The organism is Kribbella flavida DSM 17836, assembly GCF_000024345.1.
GTDB lineage: Bacteria > Actinomycetota > Actinomycetes > Propionibacteriales > Kribbellaceae > Kribbella > Kribbella flavida.
Window position 1 is genome coordinate 108,561 of record NC_013729.1, and the last position, 19,031, is coordinate 127,591.

Here is a 19,031-nt window from a genome sequence, read left to right on the forward strand (position 1 = left end):
AGACTTCGGGCATGCGTGCGGACCGGGCGATTCTGTTCAAGCTGGCGACCAACGAGCGACTCGAGCACGTGGTGAAAGCTCTGCCCGGCGGCGAGGCGAACGCCTACCGCGCGGCCTCCCGGTACGTCGCGGGCCGGACCCGCGAGGAGGCGCTGGCCAAGGCGACGGAGCTGCTCGGGCAGGGCCACGGCGTCAGCCTCGACCTCTTCGGTGAGCTCTCCACCAGTACGACGGACGCCCGCCGCGTCGCCGACGACTACCTCGCGCTGGCCGACTCCCTGCCGAAGGCATCACCCGACTCCGCGACGCAGGGATCGACCGACTCCCCGGCGCAGGCATCACCCGACTCCCCGGCGCAAGCCCCGACCGGCGACCAGGCCGGTAGCGTCCCCGCGGACGCCTGGCTCTCGGTCGACCTGTCACACCTCGCGCTCGACGTGGACCCCCGCCGGACCGCGGACCTGCTCGCGCAGATCGCCGGCGCCCTGCCGCCCGGCCGGCGGATCCAGGTCGGCGCCGAGGACCTCCGCCGCGCGGAGGAGATCCTGACCTGCGTGCTCGACGCCGCCGGCCGCGGTCTCGCCGACCGCCTCGGCGCGACGATCCAGGCGAATCTGCTGCGCTCCCCCAGCGATGTCGAGGCCCTGACGGAGGCCGGCGTGCACGTCCGCCTGGTCAAGGGCGCGTACGTCGAACCGCGCGGCGTCCACCCGTACGGCGAACCCACCGACATCGCCTACCTCCAGCTGGCCCACCAACTCGCCGCCGCCGGCACGCCGTGGTCCCTGGCCACCCACGACGGCCGCCTCCGGGAAGCGGTCCTGCTGGCGCTCGGCCCGGTCCCCGTCGAGCAGCTGCTCGGCGTACGGCCCGAGGTCCTCGACGACCTTCGCTCGCGCGGCGTCCCCACCCGCGTCTACCTGCCGTACGGTCCCGACTGGTTCCGTTACTGGCTGCGCCGCATCGCCGAGTCCCGCGGCGCGTGACCATGGGCTGAGCAGCCGAGGCGGCGTTCGATCAGGCCGGGCCGCGGGGTTGTTCGGCGACGCGGTTCGGCATGAAGACGACGGCGGCGACGAGCAGGACCGCGGCGGCGGCCGCGCCGAGGTACACGTCGTGGATGGCCGCCGCGAGCACGTCGCCGGACAGGTGCTCGAGGTCTCCGTGGTTCGAGCCGAGGCGGGCGGCGACGACGGCGTTCGCGACCGCGCCGAAGACGGCGACGCCGACCGCGCTGCCGACCGACCGGGCGAACATGTTGGCGCCGGTGACGACGCCGCGGCTGGTCCAGTCGACCGAGGACTGGGCCGCGACGACGCCTGGTGAGGCGGAGAAACCGAGTCCGAGGCCGATCACGAAGCAGGCCAGCGCGAGCGAGAGCACCGAACTGTCCGCGCTGACCGTGAGCAGCAGGATCGAGCCGATCACGACAATCACGGCGCCGAACAGCATCGTCGTACGGAAGCCGAGCCGCAGGTAGAGCCGGCCCGCCAGCGAGGCCGCGATCGGCCAGCCCAGCGTCATCGCGGCGAGTGCGAAGCCGGCGACGAGCGCGCTCGTGCCCAGCACGCCCTGGGCGTACAGCGGCACGTACGTGGACAGGCCGACCATCAGTACGCCGACCAGCAGCGCCGAGGAGTTCGCCGAGTTCAGCACCCGGTGACCGAGCACCCACAGCGGCAGCACCGGCTCGGGCGCACGCCGCTCGACCAGCACGAACGCGGTCAGCAGCAGGACGGAGACGGCCAGGATCGTGACGCTGGCGACCGAGTCCCAGGCCCAGATCACGCCGCCTTCGAGCAGCCCGAGCAGCAGCAGCGAGCCACCGACCGCGAGCAGGATCGTGCCCCAGTAGTCGATCTGGTGCCGGGTCCCGCGGTCGACGTTCTCCTGGAACCGGCGGACCAGCACCCAGGCGGCGGCCAGGCCGAGCGGGATGTTCACGAAGAAGATCCAGCGCCAGGACACGTAGTCGGCGAACACCCCGCCGAGCGCCGGGCCGACGAACGACGAGATGCCCCAGACGCTGGCGATGTAGCCCTGCACCCGGGCCCGCTCGGCGACCGAGTAGATGTCGCCGATGATCGTCATGCCGATCGGCTGGATCGCGCCGGCGCCGAGGCCCTGGATCAGCCGGAAGGCGATCAGCGCGGGCATGCTCCAGGCGAACCCGCACAGGACCGAGCCGAGCACGAACAGGCCGACGCCGAGCAGCATCACCGGCTTGCGGCCGCGCAGGTCGGCGAGCTTGCCGAAGATCGGTACCGAGATCGCCTGGGCCAGCAGGTAGATCGAGAACAGCCAGGGGAACTGGGTGAACCCGCCGAGGTCCTCGACCACGGCCGGCACCGCCGTGGCGAGAATGGTGGCGTCGATCGCGACCAGGCCGATACTCAGCATCACCGACAGCAGGATGGGCCCGCGCGCGGAGCGCAGCCCCACACCGGTGGGGTCGGTCTGCTCGGTAGTCATGACAAATCGCAACCTAGCTGAACACACAACCATTCCACGATCCCCGAACCACCCCGTGAAACAGCAGAGAAGAGCAAGGGGAACCCGCGACGGGGACCGGCGGGGCGGCCAGGGCCGTGGACCGCGTCCGCAGTCGGCCGGGGAAACGCTGGCGGTGGGGCGGTGGGACCGGGTGATGGATACGCTCCGTGGGTGAGGATGCGCGGGGTGCTGAGGGTCGCGCTGGTGGTGCTGACCCTGTCGCTCACGCTGGTGCTGCTGCCGATCGCGATCAACGTCGGCACCGGTGGCACCGCCCCGGACTTCCTCGCGCCGTACGTCGGCTGGACCTGGCCGGCGATCGGGGTGCTCTGGCTGGTCGCGATCGTCACCGGTCTCTGGGAGCTGCGTAGCCGCCGGCTGGGCGTCACGCTCACCGCGCGCTCCGCCGACCAGCCCCGCAACCGCCCGAACGCCCTCGCCCGCGTCGACCGGTACTACGCCGAACGGGTCGCCGGCTCGCTCGCGGCCCGAACCCGGCTGGCGCTGGCTGTCGAGGAGTCCCCCGAGGCGGTCGTCCGGCCGTACGACCTGCTGGTCCAGCCGCTGCACGGTGAAGTCCACGAGGTCCGGCAGAACGCCGACATCGCCGAGGTGTTCGACGACCTGCAGGACTCGATGCTGATCCTCGGCGCCCCGGGAGCCGGCAAGACCACGCTCCTGCTCGAGCTGGCCCGAGCCCTTGCCGCCACAGCACACCAGCAAGCCGACCAGCCGATCCCCCTACTGCTCGACCTGTCCGGCTGGAACGGCCCCATCGCCACGCGGCGGGAGGACGACGATCCCGGCGACAGCCCGCTCCTGGCCGGCTTCGTGCGCTGGCTGCTGGACGACCTCCACAGCCGCTACCAGATCCCGCCTCCCGTCGGCCGGGTATGGCTGCGCAACGGCTCGCTGGCCCTGCTGCTCGACGGCGTCGACGAGATCGCCCCCGCCCACCGGGTCAAGCTCACCCCTGTGCTGGAGGAGCTCCAGCAGCGCTACCTGGTCGGCCAACTGGCGGTCACCTGCCGCATCCACGACTACGAGCTGCTCCCCCAACCGCTCAAGCTGTACGGCGCGGTCCGGATCCGCCCGCTGAGCCGCGCCCAGGTGCTCGACTACTTCGCCAGCGCCGGCCGCGAGCTGGCCGGCGCCCGGGCGGCGATCGAGCAGGACGACGAGCTGTGGGACCTGATCACGTCCCCGCTGATGCTGAACGTGATGGCGCTGGCCTACCAGGGCCGCGACGCCGACGAGATCGCCGCGGGCGCCGTCGCCGACCACCGCCGCGACCTGTTCGACACGTACCTCTCCGAGGTGCTGGCGCGTCCCCGCCCGGCCAGTCGCCAGTACGACTCGCGCACCGCCGTGCGATCCCTGTGGTGCCTGGCCTGGTGGACCCGTACCCGCGCCGGCGACCGCACCGCCGTACCGCGCTGGCTGACGCCCAACGGCTGGTACGGCCTGCCGCTGCCCGCAGTCGGCTACCTGGCCCACATGGTGTGCCTGCCGGCACTCTTCGCCGGTCTGGTCGGTGGAGCCGCGCTCGCCGTCGCCGCCCTGTACGGCGTACTGGCGGGCGTCGCGGTCGGCGCGATGAGCCTGCTGCTGGTGCACATCCGGCCGCGGCCGTGGCGGGTCTTCCGGGACGGTTCAGGGCAGCCGCGGCTGCTGGTCGCCGTCGCGATGGTGGCGACGGGCGCCGTTGCGGGCTTCGGCTGGGCGCTCGCCGGGGCGCTGGTGTTCGCCGCGCTGCCGGGCTGGCTCGCGCTTGCCGTCCTGGGAGCGACCGTCGCCGCGTCGTACGGGGTCGAGCTGATCCTGTCGGAGGGACACCGCCGCCGGCTGCTGCTCGGTCTGCGGTTGCTCGTGGTCGTCGTGGGCAGCTGGCTGGTGCTGACCCTGTTCGATCACCCCAGCACGTTCCTGGCCTGCGCCGCCGTCGGCATGATCGTTGCTCAGGGCATCCGACTGGTGAAGGCGCTGCCGATGGACCACCTGGTGCACCAGGTGAACGACGAGCCGCGCGCCCGGGACCGGATGGACCTGTGGGTGGTCGGTGGCCTCGCGGCGGCCGTGCTGGTCGCGCTGGCGCTCGGCGCGGATCCGGTCGGCAGCCGGGTGGAGGCGGTGCTCGGCATCGTGGCCGGGGTGGTCACCGCGAAGGCGTGGCGTCGCCGGCCGCCGCTGTTCGCCGGGCCGATCTCCCGGCTGATGCACGGCCTGCTGCTGCGCTGGACCGGCTACCTGCCGTGGCGCCGTCGCGCCTTCCTCCGGTACGCCGCCGACCGGTACGTGCTGACCAGGACCGGCCGCGACGAGTACGCGTTCATCCACCTGCTGGTCCGCGACCACCTGGCCGAGTGCCACCCCGACACCCTCGCCGCCAAGGTCGAGCGCCGCATCGCGAGCCGTCGCCGCCCCCGCTGACCCGTCTGTCAGCCGGCGCTGAGTGCCTGGTCGAGGATTTTCGACCACTGCCGCACGATCCCCGTGCGCCGCGCGCTGTCGTCGCTGAGCAGGTCCGCCAGCCCCAGACCGCGCGCCATGTCCAGCACTCCCTGCACCGTCTCCCGCACCCCGGGCGTCCGCTCGCTCACCTCGAGCACTTCCAGCAACGCCCGGTGCGCCTGCCGCCCGACGTGCGCCTCCAGCCGGAGGATCTGCCGGCGCAGCGGCTCCTCCGTCGACGCCGCCACCCACAGGTGCAGCGCGGCCCGGAACAGCGGCCCGGTGTACACGTCGGCGAGCATCGACACGATCGCCTCGGTCCGGCCCGCCCCGACCGGCAGCGCCGCGGCCTGCGACCGGATCTCCGCCAGCCGTACCTCGGTCATGTACTCGACCGCCGCCTCGAACAGGTCCGCCCGGGTCGGGAAGTGGTGCTGCGCCGCGCCCCGCGACACCCCGGCCCGGGCCGCGACGACGGCGACCGTCGTCGCGGCGTACCCGACCTGCGCCAGCGACTCCACCGCGGCCTCGAGCAGCTTCTGCCGCGTCACCCGGCTGCGGTCCTGCTGCGGCTCCCGCAGCGGCTCGCCCGTCCGGATCCCGCGCAGCGCCTCGCTCACGGTGACACCACCTGGAGAACTCTCACCGGGCCTCACTCACGCGCCGGCCTCCCGGGCCCGCAGTTCGCGGCGCAGGATCTTGCCCGACGCCGCCTTCGGCACCGCCTCGATGAACTCGACCTGCCGGATCTTCTTGTACGGCGCCACCCGGGCGGCGACGTAGTCCATCACGTCCTGCTCGGTCAGCTCCACCCCCGGCATCGGCACCACGAACGCCTTCGGCACCTCGTTGCCGTCGGCCTGGATCCCGATCACCGCCGCGTCGGCGACCCGCTCGTCGGTCAGCAGCACCGCCTCCAGCTCGGCCGGCGGCACCTGGTACCCGTGGTACTTGATCAACTCCTTCACCCGGTCCACGACGTACAGGTAGCCGCGCTCGTCGACCCGCCCGATGTCGCCGGTGTGCAGCCAGCCGTCCGGGTCGATCGTCGCGTCGGTCTCGGCCTGGCGGCCCAGGTAGCCCTTCATCACCTGCGGCCCGCGGATCCAGATCTCACCGGTCTCGCCGTCGCCGACATCGTTGCCGTCGGCCCCGACCAGCCGCATCTCGGTGGACGGGAACAGCTTGCCGACCGCCCCGGGCGGCGGATCCTGGTCGTCCTGCGGTACGGCGTGCGTGCCCGGCGACAGCTCGGTCATCCCGTACGCCTGCAGGACCGCGTGCAGCCCGAGCCGCTTCGCGCAGGCCTCGGCCAGTTCCGCGTCGAGCGGCGCCGCCGCACTGGTCACGTACTTCAGCCCGGACAGGTCCACGCCGTCCACCGCCGGGTGCTTGGCCAGCGCCAGCACCACCGGCGGCGCGACGAACGCCCGGGTGATCCGCTGCTGGTCCAGCGTGGTCAGGAACTGCTCCAGGTCGAACTTCGGCAGCACCACCACGGTCGCGCCGAGCCGCAACGGCAGGTTCATCAGCACGGTCAGCCCGTAGATGTGGAAGAACGGCAGGATCGCGATGATGCGCTCGTTCTCGGCGACGTTGATCGTCACCTCGGCCTGGGCGATGTTGGTGGCGATGTTGCGATGGGTCAGCATCACGCCCTTGGCCGCGCCGGTCGTGCCGCTGGAGTACGGCAGCACCGCGACGTCCTCGGCCGGGTCGAACTCGACCACCGGCTCCGGTCCGGTCGACGCCACCAGCTCCAGCACCGAGCGGTACCCCTCGGCCTGGTCGCAGACGAAGATCTCCTGCACGTCGGTGCCTGCGGCCGCCTCGGTCGCCACCGGCAGGAACAGCGAGATCGTCACCAGCAACTTCGCCTTCGAGTCCAGCAGCTGCTTGTGCAGCTCGGAGGCGTTGTAGAGCGCGTTGACCGTGGTCACCGTCGCGCCGGCCCGGGTCGCGCCGTAGAAGACCACCGGGTAGAGGATCGTGTTCGGGCTGTAGAGCGCGATCACGTCGCCCTTGCGGATGCCGAGCTCGGCGAACCCCGCCGCCACCCGGCGGCTCATGCCGTCGAGCTGGGCGTAGCTGATCTCCTTGCCGGTCACACCGTCGACCATCGCCGGGCGGTCGCCGTACTCCTGGGCCCGGCCGAGCACCGCGTCGTGGATCGGGACGTCGAGCACTTCGACCGGCGGGAACTCGCTGTACATCACCATGGGCGGTCCTTTCAGAAGGCTGAGAGCACGACTGTGGCGAACTCAGTACGACTTGGGTAGACCGAGGCTGTGCTGGGCGACGAAGTTCAATATCATCTCCCGGCTGACCGGGGCGATCCGGGTCGCCCGGGCGGCGGCGACCAGCGACGCCACGCCGTACTCGACCGTCATGCCGTTGCCGCCGAGCGACTGGACCGCCTGGTCGGTGGAGCGGACGCAGGCCTCGCCGGCGGCGTACTTGGCCATGTTCGCGGCCTCGCCGGCGGCCAGGTCGTCGCCGGCGTCGTACAGCGCGGCCGCCTTCTGCATCATCAGCCGGGCCAGCTCCAGCTCGATCTTGACCTGCGCGAGCGGGTGCGCGATGCCCTGGTGCGCGCCGATCGGGCCCGTCCAGACCTGCCGGTCCCGGACGTAGGCGACGGCCTTGCCGAGTGCGTGCCGCCCGATCCCGATCGCGAAGGCGGCCGCCATGATGCGCTCGGGGTTGAGCCCGGCGAACAGCTGCAGCAGGCCTGCGTCCGCGGACCCGACGAGCGCGTCGTCGGGCAGCGTGACGTCGTCCAGGAACAGCGCGAACTGCTTGTCCGGGCTGATCAGATCCATCTCGATCTGCCGGAACTCGACCCCGGGCGCGGCGGTCGGCACGACGAACAGCGCGGGTCGGAGCCGGCCGGTGCGGGCGTCCTCGGTCCGGCCGACGACCAGCACGGCGTGGGCCACGTCGAGGCCGGAGATGTAGACCTTGCGGCCGGACAGCGACCAGCCGTCGCCGGCCCGCCGGGCGGTGGTGGTGAGGTTGTGCGCGTTCGACCCGGCGTCCGGCTCGGTGATCGCGAACGCCATCGTGACCGAGCCGTCCGCGAGCCCCGGCAGCCAGCGCCGCTTCTGCTCGTCGGTACCGAACCGGCTGATCACCGTGCCGCAGATGGCCGGCGAGACGACCATCATCAGCAACGGGCAGCCGGCCGCGCCGAGCTCCTCCAGCACGATCGACAGGTCGGCCATCCCGCCGCCGCCTCCGCCGTACTGCTCGGGCAGGTTCACGCCGAGGTAGCCGAGCTTGCCGGCCTCCTGCCACAGCTCGGTGGTCTGCCCGCCCGACCGCGCCCGCTCGGTGAACCAGGCGTAGCCGTACTTGCTGCCCAGTTCGCTGACCGCCGCCCGCAACGCCCGGCGTTCCTCGGTCTCGACGAAGCTCATGCATCCTCCCCTGCTCGGACCACGGCCAGAACGGCCCCCACCTCGACCTGCTGTCCCGCTTCCACCGCGAGCTTCTCGACGACTCCGTCGGCCGGAGCGGCGATCGTGTGCTCCATCTTCATCGCCTCCAGCCAGAGCAGCGGCTGCCCTTGGCTCACCTCGTCGCCGACCGCGACGGCGACCCGGATCACCGAGCCCGGCATCGGCGCGAGCAACGAGCCCGCCGCCACCTGCCGGGACGGATCCGGGAAGCGCGCCACCGGGGTCAGCGCGACCGGCCCGAGCGACGAGTCGACACACACCAGACCGGGGTGGACCGAGACCGCGAAGGACCGTCGTACTCCGTCGGCCTCGAGCACGACCTCGGCGCCTGGCCCGGAGGTGGTCCTCGCCGAGACCAGCCGTACGCCGCCGTCCGTCTCCAGCCCGTCGCGGGTCAACCGGTACGCGACCTCGTACGTCGCGTCGCCGGCCAGGTACGCCTTGCGCTGCGGCTGGGACGGCACGTTCCGCCACCCGCTGGGCAACCGTCCCTGCACCTTCGCGCGCTGCCGGTTCAGCGCCGCGTCGCCGAGTGCCGCCGCCAGGGCCGACAACTCCTGCGCCTGCTTGTCCGCCAGCGGCTCACCCACGCCGTACCGCTCGAAGAACCCGGTGTCGGTGTCTCCGGCCAGGAACGCCGGATGCCGCAGCACCCACACCAGCAGGTCCCGGTTGGTCCGCACCCCGTGAATCCGGGCCGCCGTCAGCTCCCGCGCCAACCGCCCGGCGGCCGCTCGGCGAGACGGCCCCCACACGATCACCTTCGCCAGCATCGCGTCGTAGAAGGGCGAGACCTCCGACCCGTCCACCACCCCGGAATCCACCCGCAGCCACGGCGAATTCTGCCGAGGACCTCCCGGGGCGAACTCGGAGCGAACTCGCCCTACCGCGAAGCGGTGCAGCCGGCCGGTCTGGGGTAACCAGTCCTGCGCCGGGTCCTCGGCGTACAGCCGCACTTCGATGGAGTGGCCGACGGCAACGGGTGGCTCGGGCGGCAGCGCAGCTCCGTCGGCGATGGCGAACTGCAACGCGACCAGATCCAGCCCGGTCACCGACTCCGTCACCGGATGCTCGACCTGCAGCCGCGTGTTCATCTCCAGGAAGAAGAAGTTGCCGTTCTGGTCGGCCAGGAACTCGACGGTGCCCGCGCCGACGTACCCGATCGCCTCGGCCGCCGCGCGGGCCGCGGTGAACAGCGACTCCCGCATCCCCGGCACCCGCTCGACCAGTGGCGACGGCGACTCCTCGACCACCTTCTGGTGCCGGCGCTGGATCGAGCACTCGCGCTCCCCGACCGCCCACACCGTCCCGTGCCGATCGGCCAGCACCTGCACCTCGATGTGTCGTCCGGTGGCCAGGTACCGCTCGCAGAACACCGTGCCGTCCCCGAACGCCGACTCCGCCTCCGCGGACGCCGCCTCGATCTCCCCGGCCAGCTTCTCCAGCCGGTGCACCACCCGCATCCCGCGCCCGCCACCGCCCGCCGACGCCTTCACCAGCACCGGCAGGTCCTCGGCCGTCACCGACTCCGGCGTCAGCTCCGCCAGCACCGGTACGCCGGCCGCCGCCATCAGCTTCTTCGCCTCGATCTTCGACCCCATCGCCGCGATCGCCGCGACCGGCGGCCCGATCCAGGTCAGCCCCGCGTCGAGCACCGCCTGCGCGAACCCCGCGTTCTCGGACAGGAACCCGTACCCCGGATGCACCGCGTCGGCCCCCGCCCGCCGCGCCGCCTCGATCACCAGCTCGCCGCGCAGGTACGTCTCACCCGGCGCCGCCCCGGGCAGCTCCACCGCCGCGTCCGCCTCCCCGACGTACGGCAGCCCCGCGTCGGCCGTCGAGTACACCGCCACCGTCGACACCCCGAGCGCCCGCGCGGTCGCGAACACCCGCCGCGCGATCTCCCCGCGGTTGGCCACCAGAACCGAGCTGATGGGGAGTGAGTTCGTCAAGGCCTTCGTCCCCTCAAGAAATGTCGGTGAGGTGATGGATCGTGAACGGTATGGCGAGGTACCGGCTGTATCCGACGAGCGCAGAAGAGCACGCGCTGCTGGAGCACTGCGCGCATGCGCGCTTCGTCTGGAATCTTGCGGTGGAACAACATCGCCGTTCGACAGAAGGGCAACGCCGCACGCAAGGTTTCGGTGAGCACTGTCGGCAGCTCACTGAAGCCAGAGCGGAGTCCGCCTGGTTGGCCTCCGGCTCGTGCACCGTGCAGCAGCAGGCGCTCAAAGACTTCGCCGTCTGTACAGCAGCGTGGCGGTCGGGCCGCAGCGGCCGTCCGAGCTGGCGCAAGCGAGGCAGGCACGAAAGCTTCCGTATCGTTGCTGTGCGCCCTGATCACGTCCGGAGGACGAGTCGGAGGTTCGGCAGTGTCTTTGTGCCGAAGGTGGGCCACGTCCGATTCCGATGGAGCCGTCCGGTCCGAGTTGCCAAGTCGTTTCGCATCAAGCAGGAGAGCGACGGCCGGTGGTACGTAGCGTTCGCCACTGTGCCAGCGTCGGTCCCGGGTCCCGGGAACGGCGCCGTTGTCGGCCTGGACCGCGGCGTGGTCAGCTCCGTTACGTTGTCCACCGGCGAGATGTACCGGTGCCCGATGCCCAGGTCGGCCGACATCACGCGCAGGCGCCGGTTGCAGCGGCGCCTGGCTCGGGCTGAGCGTGGATCGAACCGTCGTCAACGGACGAAACGAGCGCTGGGTCGGCTCACCGTACGGGAGGTCGACCGCCGCCGGGACTGGATCGAGAAGCTGAGTACGGAGCTTGCTCGGCGCTTCGATCTGATTCGGGTGGAAGATCTGAGGATCGGAAACATGGTCAGGTCTGCTCGCGGGACGATCGATCATCCTTCGCGCGGATCCCGGTGCAAGGCACGTCTCGACGGAAGGATCCTCAGCAACGGCTGGGGTCTCCTGGTCCGCCGCCTGGAGGACAAGGCAGCGGGCAGGGTCGAGCGGGTCCATCCTGCTTTCACTTCGCAGCGTTGCTCGGTGTGCAGCTACCGCAGTTCGGAAAACCGCAAGAGCCAAGCGGTCTTCCTCTGCGGGCGATGTGGCCACCGGGCAAATGCAGACGTCAACGCTGCACGGAACATCGCGGCCGGACGGGTCGTGACTGCGCGGGGAGGCGGACCGACAGGTCCGCCGGTGAACCGCGAACCTCGGCATTCGGCCTCCCTGGTCGCTGTGTCGGAACCTTCTCATCGCTGAAGGGGACGTCAAATCCGGAAGACGCCGAAGTTGGCGCCGTCGAAGCGGGTTCCCTCGACCGGGGCCGAGTGGATGGCGGACAGGCACAGGCCCAGCACGGTGCGGGTGTCGCGCGGGTCGATGACGCCGTCGTCGTAGAGCCGGCCGGACAGGAACAGTGGCAGCGACTCGGCCTCGATCTGGCCTTGCACGTAGGCCTGCATCGCTGCGTCGGCGTCTTCGTCGTACGGCTGGTTCTTGGCGGCCGCGGCGGCCCGGGCGACGATCGACAGCACGCCGGCGAGCTGCTGCGGCCCCATCACCGCGGACTTCGCCGACGGCCAGGCGAACAGGAAGCGTGGGTCGAAGGCCCGGCCGCACATGCCGTAGTGGCCGGCGCCGTAGGAGGCACCCATCAGGATCGAGAGGTGCGGCACCCGGGAGTTGGAGACGGCGTTGATCATCTGCGCGCCGTGCTTGATGATGCCGCCCTGCTCGTACTCCTGGCCGACCATGTAGCCGGTCGTGTTGTGCAGGAAGATCAGCGGCGTGCTCGACTGGTTGGCCAGCTGGATGAACTGCGCGGCCTTCTGCGACTCCTCGCTGAACAGCACGCCCCGCGCGTTCGCCAGGATGCCGACCGGGTAGCCGTGCAGCGAGGCCCAGCCCGTCGCCAGCGACGACCCGTACAGCGGCTTGAACTCGTCGAACACCGACCCGTCCACCACCCGGGCGATCACGTCCCGCGGGTCGAACGGGATCTTCAGGTCCGCCGGCACGATGCCGAGCAACTCGTCCGCGTCGTACAGCGGCTCGTCGTACCGCGCGGCCGGCGGCGGGCCGAGCTTCTTCCAGTTCAGCCGGGAGACGATCTGCCGGCCGAGCCGGATCGCGTCGGGCTCGTCGACGGCGAAGTAGTCGGCCAGCCCCGACACCCGCGCGTGCATGCCGGCCCCGCCGAGCGACTCGTCGTCGGCGTCCTCGCCGGTCGCCATCTTCACCAGCGGCGGGCCGGCCAGAAACACCTTCGCGCCGCCGTCGACCATCACCACGTGGTCGCTCAGGCCGGGGATGTACGCGCCCCCGGCGGTCGAGTTGCCGAACACCAGCGCGATCGTCGGGATCCCCTCGGCCGAAAACCGGGTCAGGTTGCGGAACATCGCGCCGCCCGGGATGAAGATCTCCTTCTGGGTGGGCAGATCGGCGCCGCCGGACTCGACCAGGCTGATCACCGGCAACCGGTTCGCCCGGGCGATCTCGTCGGCCCGCAACGCCTTCTTCAGCGTCCACGGGTTGCTCGCGCCGCCCTTGACGGTCGGGTCGTTCGCGGTGATCAGGCACTCGACGCCCTCCACCACGCCGATCCCGGTGACCAGGCTCGCCCCGACCGTGAAGTCGGAGCCCCAGCCGGCCAGCGGCGACAGCTCGAGGAATGCCGAGTCCGGGTCGAGCAGCAGCTCGATCCGCTCCCGCGCCAGCAGCTTGCCGCGTTGGTGGTGACGCGCGACGTACTTCTCGCCGCCACCCGCCAGCGCCTTGGCGTGCTCGACGTCCAGCGCGGCCAGCTTCTCCAGCATCGCCTCACGATTGCTCATCCGGTGAACCCCAGTCTCTTGGCGGCAAGGCCGGTCAGGATCTCCGTCGTGCCGCCGCCGAGGGCGAGGATCTTCTGGTCGCGGTACTGCCGCTCGACCTCGGCCTCCCGCAGGTAGCCGAAACCGCCGTGCAGTTGCAGCGCCTGGTCGCAGACCCACTGGCCGGCTTCCACCGCGGTGTTCTTGGCGAAGCAGACCTCCGCGATCACGTCGTCCCCTGCCTCGGCCCGGCGTACGACGTCGTGCACGTAGACCCGGGCGACGTCGATCCGCCGGGCCATCTCGGTCAGCGTGTGCTGCACGGTCTGCCGGGAGATCAGCGGCCGCCCGAAGGTCTCCCGAGCCCGGCACCACTCGACGGTCAGGTCCAGCGCTCGCTGCGCGCCGGCGTACGCCTGAACCGCCGGCGTCAGCCGCTCGGCGACGAAGTTCTGCGCGAGTTGCACGAAGCCCGAGCCCTCGGCGCCGACCAGGTTCTCCACCGGCACGCGGACCTCGGCGAACGACAGCTCAGCGGTGTCCGAGCACAGCCAGCCCAGCTTCTCGAGCTTGCGCGACACCACGAAGCCGGGCATCCCGCGCTCGATCACCAGCAGCGAGATCCCGTGCGCTCCCGGCCCGCCGGTGCGCACCGCGGTCGTGACGAAGTCCGCGCGGCACCCGGACGTGATGTAGGTCTTCGCACCGTTGACGACGAAGTGGTCGCCGTCCCGTCGGGCCGTCGTGCGCAGCGACGCCACGTCCGACCCACCGTCCGGCTCGGTGATCGCCAGCGCTCCGATCAGCTCACCTTCGAGCGTCGGCCGCACCCACCGGTCGAGCTGCTGCTCATTGCCTCCGACAACAATGTGGGGCACGGCGATGCCGCCGGTCAGCAGCGACGCGACCAGCCCGCCGGACCCACCGCTGTAGTGCATCTCCTCGACCACCGCGACCGCGTCCGCCAGGGAGCCACCGCCTCCGCCGACCGACTCCGGGAAGCCCACGCCGAGCAGCCCGACCTTGCCCGCCTTGCGATGCAGCTCCCGCGGCAGCTCCCCGGCGCGCTCCCAGTCGGCGAGCTCGGGCAGCACCTCGGTCGCCATGAACCGCCGGACGCTCTCCCGGAAGTCGGTCACAGCAACACCTCCGGCACGTCGACGTAGCGGGAGCGCAGCCACTCGCCGACCGCCTTCGCCTGCGGGTCGAACCGCGCCTGCGCCGCCACGCCCTCGCCCAGCAGGCCTTCCACCACGAAATTCAGCGCCCACAGGTTCGGCAGCACGTACCGCGTCACCCGGAGGTCCTCCGTCTCCGGCAGCAACTCCTTGAACAGCCCGATCGTCAGCGTGTGGGCCAGCCAGCGCCAGGCGGTCTCGTTACGCACCCAGACACCGACGTTCGCGTCGCCGCCCTTGTCGCCGCTCCGGGCCCCGACGACCCGGCCGAGCGGCACCTCCCGCGTCAGCGACCGGGCCGGCCGTCCGGCCGCGACCAGCTGCGGCAACGGCATCGGCAGGTCGGCGTCCTCCACCGGCTCCAGCGGCCGGGTCTCGGCCGCGGCGTCGATCCCCCGGCGGGTCCCGTCCGGCAGCACCACGGCGTGCTCCACCTCGCCGACCTCGACGAACCCGGCCGTGAACACCCCGTACGGCGCGGCGTCCTCCGGCGGCTTGGTCACGTGGAAGCCCGGGTAGCTCGCCAGGGCCAGCTCGACCGCGGCGCTGGAGAACGCCCGGCCGACGGTCTTGGGGTCCGGGTCCTTCACCGTGCACCGGAGCAGCACGCTCGCCAGTTCCTCGGTCTCCGCGTTCGGCTGCTCGGTCCAGGTGAGCGACCACTTCAGCTCGGCCGGCTTGCTGGTCAGCCCGTGCTCGAGCTGCCGCTGGACGAGTTCGGCCTTGGCTTCCAGGTCCAGTCCCGTCAGCACGAACTGCACTTCGTTCCGGAAACCGCCGAGGGTGTTCAGCGACACCTTGTACGTCGGTGGCGGCGGCTCCCCGAGTGCGCCGGTGATCCGGACCCGGTCCGGGCCGTCGTCGGCCAGCTCGACCGTGTCCAGCCGGGTGGTCACGTCCGGACCGGCGTACCGGGCGCCGGTGATCTCGTACAGCAATTGCGCCTTGACGGTGTCGACGGTGACCGCGCCGCCGGTGCCGTCGTGCTTGGTGATCACGCTGGAGCCGTCGGCGTGGACCTCCGCGATCGGGAAGCCAGGCCGGTCGAGGTTGCGCAGCTCGCGGAAGAACGCGTAGTTGCCGCCGGTCGCCTGGCAGCCGCACTCGATCACGTGACCGGCGACGACCGCGCCCGCCAGTTCGTCGTACTGGTCGCGTTGCCAGCCGTGGTGGGCGGCGGCGGGCCCGACGATCACCGACGCGTCGGTGACCCGGCCGGTGACGACGACGTCGGCGCCTTCGCGCAGTGCCTCGGCGATGCCCCAGGCGCCGAGGTAGGCGTTCGCGGTGAGTGGGCTGCCGAAACCGAGCTCCGCGGCGCGATCCAGCAGGTCGTCGCCTTCGACGTACGCGATGCGGGGGTGCAGCCCGAGGGTGCCGGCGAGCTGCTGAATCGCCTCGGCGAGGCCGGCGGGGTTGAGGCCGCCGGCGTTGCTGACCACCTTGACGCCGCGGTCGAGCGCTTCGCCGAGGCCGGTCTCCAGCTGCTTGAGAAAGGTCCGGGCGTAGCCGAGCGAGGAGTCCTTCAAGCGGTCGCGGCCGAGAATCAGCATGGTCAGCTCGGCCAGGTAGTCGCCGGTGACGTAGTCGAGCGGACCGCCGGTCACCATCTCGTGGAACGCGCTGAACCGGTCGCCGTAGAACCCCGACGCGTTCCCGATCCGTACCGGTGCCGTCACTGCAGCTCTTCCCTTCGCCGCGCCGTCGTCCCGCTCAGCCGAACTGCCCCGCGGTCCGCCCCTTGCCCGGCAGGCCCGCGAACGCCTGGATGATGCCCAGCCACTCCTCCGCGTCGGCGCCGACCGCCTCGACGGCCAGGTCGTCGCGGTGCCGTCGCTGGGTCGCCAGCAGACAGAAGTCGAGCGCCGGTCCGGTGACCCGCTGCTCGGCGCTCTCGTCGCCGTAGCTCCAGATCTGGCCGTCCGGTCCGGTCAGTTCCACGTGGAACGGCGCCGCCGGCGGCTTCCGGTCGTGCAGCAGGTACGAGAAGTCCCGCGCCCGCACCGCCAAGTGCGCGACGTGCCGCAGCCGGGTGGACGGCTGCCGTGTGACGCCCAGCCCGTCGACGACGTCCTGACCGTGCGCCCAGGTCTCCATCAACCGGGCGGTCGCCATCGACACCGGACTCATCGGCGGCCCGAACCACGGCACCTTCTGCCCGGCCGGCACCTGCTTCAACGCCTCGGCCAGCTCGGCCCGGGTCTCCCGCCAGTACGGCAGCAACTCCTCGGCCGGCAACGCGGCACCCTCAGCCGCGCCTCGATCGACGTGCCCGGCCGGATCGGCCGCGGCGTGGTCCAGGACCGCCTGGAATGCGTCCGGATCGGTCACCGCCCGCAACGCGGCCTCGTCGGTCCATGCCAGATGGGCGATCTGGTGCGCGACGGTCCAGCCCTCGGCCGGTGTCGGCGTCGCCCACCCGTCGGCCGCCAGCCCTCCGACCAGCATGTCCAGCTCAGTGCTCTCGGCCCACAGATCAGCCAGTACTTCGTCCAGTTGCACGCGCGGACTCCCTGCGATCAGCAGCTCAGTGCGTCCGAGCGTCCCATCCGCACGAAAAAGAATCAAGAGCGCTTGTTTTTATCATGCCTGAGCTTGACTATCTGTTTAACGCATAGAAATATCTACGATATGGTTAGCGCTGCGCCACCGCTGTTGCCGATTTTCCGGTCAGATGCGCAGGCCCGGATCCTGAGCTGGTTGCTGCTCGTCCCTGAGCGCGAGCAGCCGATCGCCACCCTCGTTCCGGTTGCGGGTGTCGCGCAGTCGAACGTCCTGCGCGAGGTCAACCGCTTGGTTTCCGCCGGCTTGCTCACAGAGCGTCGGGCAGGCCCTACCCGGCTGGTCTCCGCCAATCGGAGCAGCCCGTACTTCGAGCCGTTGGTGCAGCTTCTCGGCCGGGCCTTCGGTCCGGCGAGCCTCGTCCCGGAGGAACTGGAACAAGTCCCCGGCGTCGAGCGGGCAGTGATCGCAGGCTCCTGGGCGCGACGCTTCCATGGGGAGCCGGGACCGCCGCCGAACGATGTCGACGTCGTGGTGGTCGGCGAACCGGACCGCAGGCGGCTCCGCCGAGCCAATGCTCGACTGGAGGAACGCTTGGGAACTCCGGTGCAAGTCACTGTCGTCACGTCCGAGGAGTGGGACAGCCAGTCCTCTGGATTTCTTCAGGAGGTGCGGACGCGCCCACACTTGACGGTCATCGACAACACTCTGGGGGAGTGACGACCAGTGAATGCTGCGGCCGCGAGAGCATCGCTCGCCACCTTGATCGGCGAGGACTCGCTCGAGCGGATGCCAGTCGATCGAGACGTGGTCGGCAACCTTCTCCGTCAAGCAGGAAACCATCTGCGAACTGCTGGTGCGGGACTGGAGGCTGATGATCCCGAAGGCGCTTTTCAGCTCGCCTACGATGCCTGCCGCAAGGCGTGCCTGGCGCTGGTGATGGCCACTGGTCTTCGTCCGAAGGGGCAGTCGGCGCATGTCATCACTTTCGAGGCGGCTGCGGCGGTCGCCGCCACCTTTGGTGCTCAGCGCGTTGTCATCGAGGCTGCGGACCTGCGATTCGTCCGGCATGGCGCCGAGTACCGGGCCGAGGCGGTCGGCCAGGCCGATGTTCGGGATGCGATCTCCATCGGTGCGGAGCTGGTCGAAGCGCTGACAGTTGCTGTGGACAAGATCCTCCGGTCCCAGCCCTGATCCCGAGGCAGGCCGGAAGTTGAATGGTCACGGAAAGTAGGTGATCGGTGACCCGACTGCCTATCGTGAGCGGCATGGATTTCGGGAGGCCGATCGGGACCGTCGTGCCGTCGCTGGACGGGGCCGTTCTGCAGGTCCTCGCCGGCGCCGACCGCGGGCTGTCCGGGCGGCAGGTGCACGGACTCGCCGGCGTCGGCAGCGTGGCGGGCGTTCGGCTGGTGCTGCAGCGACTGACGTCGACCGGCCTGGTGCAGGTGACCGAGGCGGGCAACTCGCTGCTGTACACGCTCAACCGTCAGCACCTCGCCGCACAGGCCGTCGAGCTGCTCGCCGACCTGCGCACGACCTTCGTGGCCGCGCTGCGCGCCGAGCTCTCCACCTGGACCCTGCCGCCCGTGCACGCCAGCCTGTACGGCGCGGCGGTGCGCGGTGACGGCGATCTGGGCAGCGACGTCGACCTGCTGCTGATCCGGCCCGATCACGTGGCCGTCGACGACCCGCTCTGGGAGCGCCAGGCCGCGGACCTGCTGCAGACGGTTGTCGACATGACCGGCAACCCGGCCCAGTTCCACGAGCTCGACCTGGCCGAGCTCGCCCTGCACGTGACCACGGGCGAGCCGATCGTCGGCCAGTGGCGCGACGAAGCCGTCGGCGTGCACGGCCCGGACCTGACCACGTTGCTCAGCCGGGTGCACGCGACCCGCGAGCTGCTCTGCACCACCGCCGGCTGACCTGGCCGGCGAGTGGTTGTCTTCAGCAACGAATCAAACAACTGACCGGTCCTTGCGGCTAGCAGGCGGGGGGCGTCCGGGCACGCTGCGTAGTCGTCGCGGGGTTTATACGCGGGATCCGGCCCGGAGCCCTTGCACAGAGCGTGGTCGACTGCCACAGTCGGCCTGAGGATCCGGGGGGCGGATCTTGTGGGGTGGGTTCTCGGTCACTGGGGGGTGACGGGCTTTGTCGTGGTCGACGACGTCGTTGACGAACGTCA

The 19,031-nt window shown here is 71.0% G+C and carries 15 protein-coding genes; 6 read left to right on the forward strand and 9 right to left on the reverse strand.

The features are described from left to right. The first annotated feature begins 11 nt into the window (after positions 1-11). Complete coding sequence (locus tag KFLA_RS00535; protein ID WP_012917792.1) at positions 12-986, forward strand: proline dehydrogenase family protein; 975 nt, start codon at positions 12-14, stop codon at positions 984-986. Between the two features lie 31 nt (positions 987-1,017). On the opposite strand, the gene KFLA_RS00540 is transcribed toward KFLA_RS00535, so the two are convergent. Continuing rightward, positions 1,018-2,472, reverse strand: coding sequence for an MDR family MFS transporter (locus tag KFLA_RS00540; protein WP_012917793.1), 1,455 nt, complete (start codon positions 2,470-2,472; stop codon positions 1,018-1,020). A gap of 198 nt (positions 2,473-2,670) precedes the next feature. Here KFLA_RS00540 and KFLA_RS00545 point away from each other — a divergent pair, with 198 nt between their 5' ends. After that, on the forward strand, positions 2,671-4,923 hold the full coding sequence (locus KFLA_RS00545) for an NACHT domain-containing protein (RefSeq protein ID WP_148256824.1): 2,253 nt from the start codon (positions 2,671-2,673) through the stop codon (positions 4,921-4,923). A gap of 8 nt (positions 4,924-4,931) precedes the next feature. On the opposite strand, the gene KFLA_RS39230 is transcribed toward KFLA_RS00545, so the two are convergent. From KFLA_RS39230 to KFLA_RS00565, 4 genes are read right to left on the reverse strand one after another with little or no spacing between them, the layout of a single operon-like run. Next, positions 4,932-5,564, reverse strand: coding sequence for a TetR family transcriptional regulator (locus KFLA_RS39230; protein ID WP_012917795.1), 633 nt, complete (start codon positions 5,562-5,564; stop codon positions 4,932-4,934). 36 nt (positions 5,565-5,600) lie between these two features. Continuing rightward, the gene (locus KFLA_RS00555; RefSeq protein WP_012917796.1) at positions 5,601-7,163 is read right to left on the reverse strand and encodes a 4-coumarate--CoA ligase family protein; all 1,563 of its coding nucleotides are present in this window, start codon (positions 7,161-7,163) and stop codon (positions 5,601-5,603) included. A gap of 42 nt (positions 7,164-7,205) precedes the next feature. Next, on the reverse strand, positions 7,206-8,363 hold the full coding sequence (locus KFLA_RS00560; protein ID WP_012917797.1) for an acyl-CoA dehydrogenase family protein: 1,158 nt from the start codon (positions 8,361-8,363) through the stop codon (positions 7,206-7,208). Continuing rightward, the gene (locus KFLA_RS00565) at positions 8,360-10,357 is read right to left on the reverse strand and encodes an acetyl/propionyl/methylcrotonyl-CoA carboxylase subunit alpha (RefSeq protein ID WP_012917798.1); all 1,998 of its coding nucleotides are present in this window, start codon (positions 10,355-10,357) and stop codon (positions 8,360-8,362) included. Before KFLA_RS00565 ends, KFLA_RS00560 begins: the two co-directional genes overlap by 4 nt. A 50-nt stretch (positions 10,358-10,407) precedes the next feature. Here KFLA_RS00565 and KFLA_RS36320 point away from each other — a divergent pair, with 50 nt between their 5' ends. Continuing rightward, entirely contained in the window at positions 10,408-11,613 is a 1,206-nt protein-coding gene (locus tag KFLA_RS36320; protein WP_012917799.1) for an RNA-guided endonuclease InsQ/TnpB family protein, read from the forward strand. Positions 11,614-11,621: 8 nt separating this feature from the next. Here the strand turns inward: KFLA_RS36320 and KFLA_RS00570 are convergent, their stop codons facing one another. Genes KFLA_RS00570 through KFLA_RS00585 form a run of 4 tightly spaced genes read right to left on the reverse strand, consistent with a single transcriptional unit; the run spans position 11,622 to position 16,846 of the window. Then, positions 11,622-13,187 carry an acyl-CoA carboxylase subunit beta gene (locus tag KFLA_RS00570; protein ID WP_012917800.1) on the reverse strand — a complete coding sequence of 522 codons (1,566 nt, stop codon included), beginning with the start codon at positions 13,185-13,187 and terminating at the stop codon, positions 11,622-11,624. After that, entirely contained in the window at positions 13,184-14,305 is a 1,122-nt protein-coding gene (locus tag KFLA_RS00575) for an acyl-CoA dehydrogenase family protein (RefSeq protein WP_012917801.1), read from the reverse strand. Before KFLA_RS00575 ends, KFLA_RS00570 begins: the two co-directional genes overlap by 4 nt. Then, positions 14,302-16,023: an acyclic terpene utilization AtuA family protein gene (locus tag KFLA_RS00580; protein ID WP_012917802.1), complete on the reverse strand. Its 1,722-nt coding sequence runs from the start codon at positions 16,021-16,023 to the stop codon at positions 14,302-14,304. Before KFLA_RS00580 ends, KFLA_RS00575 begins: the two co-directional genes overlap by 4 nt. 34 nt (positions 16,024-16,057) lie before the next feature. Continuing rightward, a complete protein-coding gene (locus KFLA_RS00585) occupies positions 16,058-16,846 on the reverse strand; it encodes a TIGR03084 family metal-binding protein (protein WP_012917803.1) in 789 nt (262 codons plus the stop codon). A 129-nt stretch (positions 16,847-16,975) separates the two neighbouring features. On the opposite strand from KFLA_RS00585, the gene KFLA_RS00590 reads away from it, so the two are divergent. The 3 genes from KFLA_RS00590 to KFLA_RS00600 all read left to right on the forward strand — a co-directional run bounded on the left by KFLA_RS00590 (position 16,976) and on the right by KFLA_RS00600 (position 18,771). Next, positions 16,976-17,566 (forward strand): helix-turn-helix domain-containing protein, encoded by a 591-nt coding sequence (locus KFLA_RS00590; protein WP_012917804.1) that lies wholly within the window; start codon positions 16,976-16,978, stop codon positions 17,564-17,566. 6 nt (positions 17,567-17,572) lie between these two features. Then, complete coding sequence (locus KFLA_RS37190; RefSeq protein WP_012917805.1) at positions 17,573-18,040, forward strand: hypothetical protein; 468 nt, start codon at positions 17,573-17,575, stop codon at positions 18,038-18,040. Positions 18,041-18,114: 74 nt separating this feature from the next. Then, on the forward strand, positions 18,115-18,771 hold the full coding sequence (locus KFLA_RS00600; protein ID WP_041289080.1) for a nucleotidyltransferase family protein: 657 nt from the start codon (positions 18,115-18,117) through the stop codon (positions 18,769-18,771). Positions 18,772-19,031: the final 260 nt, after the last annotated feature.